Source organism: Kineococcus arenarius subsp. arenarius (assembly GCF_050871845.1).
Classification (GTDB): Bacteria; Actinomycetota; Actinomycetes; order Actinomycetales; family Kineococcaceae; genus Kineococcus.
Map to the genome: position 1 here is coordinate 1 of NZ_JBJLSE010000170.1, position 3,556 is coordinate 3,556.

The following is a 3,556-nucleotide window of genomic DNA, read 5'->3' on the forward strand; positions in this document are numbered from 1 at the left end:
GGCGGCACCCCCCGGGGTGCCGCCGCCGTCGTGCGTGGGGCCCGCCTCGGCCCCGCGTGGGCCCCGTCACACGCGCCCCCTGGCGCCGGGGTGTGGACGGAGTGACAGAATCACCGTGAGCAGTTCCCAGCACAGCCGACCTAGGAGCTTTTCGTGGCAGGTGCCGCCGACCAGGAGTACGACGTCGTCATCCTCGGAGGAGGCAGCGGGGGCTACGCGTGCGCGCTGCGCTCGGCCGAGCTCGGGCTGTCCGTGGCGCTGGTGGAGAAGGACCTGCTGGGCGGGACCTGCCTGCACCGCGGCTGCATCCCCACCAAGGCGCTGATCCACGCCGCCGAGGTCGCCGACTCCGCGCGCGAGTCCGAGGCGTTCGGCGTGCGCGCCACCTTCGACTCCATCGACATGGCCGGGGTCAACAAGTACAAGGACGGCGTCATCGGCCGCCTGTACAAGGGCCTGCAGGGCCTGGTGAAGTCCCGCAAGGTCGAGCTCGTGCAGGGCACCGGCCGGCTGGTCGCCAAGAACGCCGTCGAGGTCGACGGCAAGCGCTACACCGGCAGGAACGTCGTCCTCGCCTCCGGCTCCTACTCGCGCTCGCTGCCCGGGCTGGAGATCGGCGGCAGGGTCATCACCAGCGAGCAGGCGCTCCAGCTGGACTCCGTGCCGAAGTCCGTCGTCGTCCTGGGCGGCGGCGTCATCGGCGTGGAGTTCGCGAGCGTCTGGAAGTCCTTCGGCGCCGACGTCACCATCGTCGAGGCGCTGCCGCACCTGGTCCCGCTGGAGGACGAGGCGGCCAGCAAGGCGCTGGAGCGCGCGTTCCGCAAGCGCGGCATCAAGTTCTCCCTCGGCGTGCGGTTCAAGGGCGCGGAGCAGAACGACTCCGGCGTCGTCGTCAGCCTCGAGGACGGCAAGACGTTCGAAGCGGACCTGCTGCTCGTCGCCGTGGGCCGCGGCCCGAACACCGCCGGCCTCGGGTACGAGGAGCAGGGGGTGGGCATGGACCGCGGGTTCGTCCTCACCGACGAGCGGCTGCGCACCAACGTCGAGGGCGTGCGCGCCGTCGGCGACATCGTCCCCGGGCTGCAGCTGGCGCACCGCGGGTTCCAGCAGGGCATCTTCGTCGCCGAGGACATCGCCGGGCTGAACCCCGCCGTGATCGACGAGACCGGCATCCCCAAGGTGACGTACTCCGAGCCCGAGGTCGCCTCCGTCGGCCTGACCGAGGCCAAGGCCCGCGAGAAGTACGGCGACGTGGACGTCGTGGAGTACAACCTCGGCGGCAACGGCCGCAGCCAGATCATCGGGACCACCGGCTTCGTGAAGCTCGTGCGCCAGAAGGACGGCCCGGTCGTCGGCGTGCACATGGTCGGCTCCCGCATGGGCGAGCAGGTCGGCGAGGCGCAGCTCATCGTCAACTGGGAGGCCTTCCCGGAGGACGTCGCGAACCTCGTGCACGCCCACCCGACGCAGAACGAGGCCCTGGGCGAGGCGCACCTGGCACTGGCCGGCAAGCCGCTGCACTCGCACTCCTGAGCACCGGCGGGGCCGCGTCGGCGCGGCCCCGCCGTCCCGCCCGAACCCGTCGGCGTCCCTCCGGGCGCCGGAGCACGTCCGTCCGTGAGGAGAACCGAACAGATGTCGAACTCGGTGCAGATGCCGGCGCTCGGTGAGAGCGTCACCGAGGGCACCGTCACCCGCTGGCTGAAGTCGGTCGGTGACACCGTCGAGGTGGACGAGCCCCTGCTGGAGGTGTCCACCGACAAGGTCGACACCGAGATCCCCTCCCCCGTGGCCGGCACCCTGCTGGAGATCCTCGTCGGCGAGGACGAGACGGTCGAGGTCGGCACCGACCTGGCCCGCGTCGGCGACGCCTCCGAGCAGGGTTCCGCCCCGCAGCAGGACGCCCCCGCCGAGCAGCCCGCCCAGGAGTCGCCGCAGCCGCCGGCCCCGGAGCAGTCCCAGGCGGCGCCCGAGGCGCAGCAGGAACCCTCCCCCGAGCAGCCGCCCGCGGCGGCCGCCGCGCCGTCCTCCGGTGGCGGGGGCACCGCGGTGCAGATGCCGGCGCTCGGTGAGAGCGTCACCGAGGGCACCGTCACCCGCTGGCTGAAGTCGGTCGGTGACACCGTCGAGGTGGACGAGCCCCTGCTGGAGGTGTCCACCGACAAGGTCGACACCGAGATCCCCTCCCCCGTGGCCGGCACCCTGCTGGAGATCCTCGTCGGCGAGGACGAGACGGTCGAGGTCGGCACCGACCTGGCCCGCGTCGGCGACGCCTCCGAGCAGGGTTCCGCCCCGCAGCAGGACGCCCCCGCCGAGCAGCCCGCGCCGGTGAAGGAGCCCCTGCAGACGCAGCCGGACGCGCAGGGCGAGTCGCTGGCCGACGAGGTCACCGAGCGAGAGACCGCCCGGCAGCAGGCCGAGGCCTCCACCCAGCCGGCCAGGAGCACGGGCGAGGGCGCCCCCGAGCCGCGGTCCACGCCGCAGCAGCAGGCGCCCCAGCAGCAGGCCCCGGCCCCGCGCCAGGAGGCGCCCCAGCCGACCGGCGGCGGCACCTACGTGACGCCGCTGGTGCGCAAGCTCGCGAAGGACCTGGGCGTGGACCTGTCCACGGTCACCGGCACCGGGGTGGGCGGGCGCATCCGCAAGCAGGACGTGCAGCAGGCCGCCGACGAGGCGAAGGCCGCGGCCGCGAAGGCCCAGCAGGCCCCGGCGCAGCCCGCGGCCGCCGTCGCGCCGGAGCAGAAGCAGGCCCCGGCCTTCGAGGTCTCCGCCAAGCGCGGCACCACCGAGAAGATGTCGCGGCTGCGCAAGGTCATCGCCCAGCGCATGAAGGAGTCGCTGCAGAACTCCGCGCAGCTGACCACCGTCATCGAGGTCGACGTCACGCGCATCGCCAAGCTGCGGGCCCGGGCGAAGGACTCCTTCGCGGCCACCGAGGGCGCGAAGCTGACGTTCCTGCCGTTCTTCGTCAAGGCGACGGTCGAGGCGCTCAAGCAGCACCCCTCCCTCAACGCCAGCATCGAGGGCGACAGCATCGTCTACCACGCCAGCGAGAACATCTCGATGGCCGTGGACACCCCCAAGGGCCTCATCACGCCGGTCATCAAGGACGCGGGCGACCTCAACATCGGCGGCATCGCGCGCAAGATCGCCGACCTCGCCGCCCGCACCCGCGGGAACAAGATCACCCCCGACGACCTCGCGGGCGGCACCTTCACCATCACCAACACGGGCAGCATCGGGGCCCTGTTCGACACCCCGATCCTCAACGCCCCGCAGGTGGCCATCCTCGGCACCGGCGCGATCGTCAAGCGTCCCGTCGTCCTCACCGACGACGAGGGCCAGGAGACGATCGCGATCCGCTCGATGATGTACCTCGCCCTGTCCTACGACCACCAGATCGTGGACGGTGCGGACGCCGCGCGGTTCCTGCAGACGATCAAGAAGCGCATCGAGGGCGGCGCCTTCGAGGGCGAACTGGGTCTGTGACCCGCCCGGCGGCCCCGGCCGCCGGAACTCCGCGCGCACGGCCCCGCTCCCTCCCGGGAGCGGGGCC

At 72.7% G+C, this 3,556-nt stretch carries 2 protein-coding genes; both read left to right on the forward strand.

From position 1 onward, the window contains the following. Positions 1 to 153 precede the first annotated feature (153 nt). Entirely contained in the window at positions 154 to 1,533 is a 1,380-nt protein-coding gene (gene lpdA, locus ACRYM0_RS20580) for a dihydrolipoyl dehydrogenase (protein WP_432507711.1), read from the forward strand. A gap of 102 nt (positions 1,534 to 1,635) precedes the next feature. Beyond that, positions 1,636 to 3,489, forward strand: coding sequence for a 2-oxoglutarate dehydrogenase, E2 component, dihydrolipoamide succinyltransferase (gene sucB, locus ACRYM0_RS20585; RefSeq protein ID WP_432507712.1), 1,854 nt, complete (start codon positions 1,636 to 1,638; stop codon positions 3,487 to 3,489). Positions 3,490 to 3,556: the final 67 nt, after the last annotated feature.

Coding starts and splice junctions, on each gene's coding strand:
- sucB (WP_432507712.1), top strand. CDS start 1,636: ATGTCGAACTCGGTGCAGATGCCGGCGCTCGGTGAGAGCGTCACCGAG.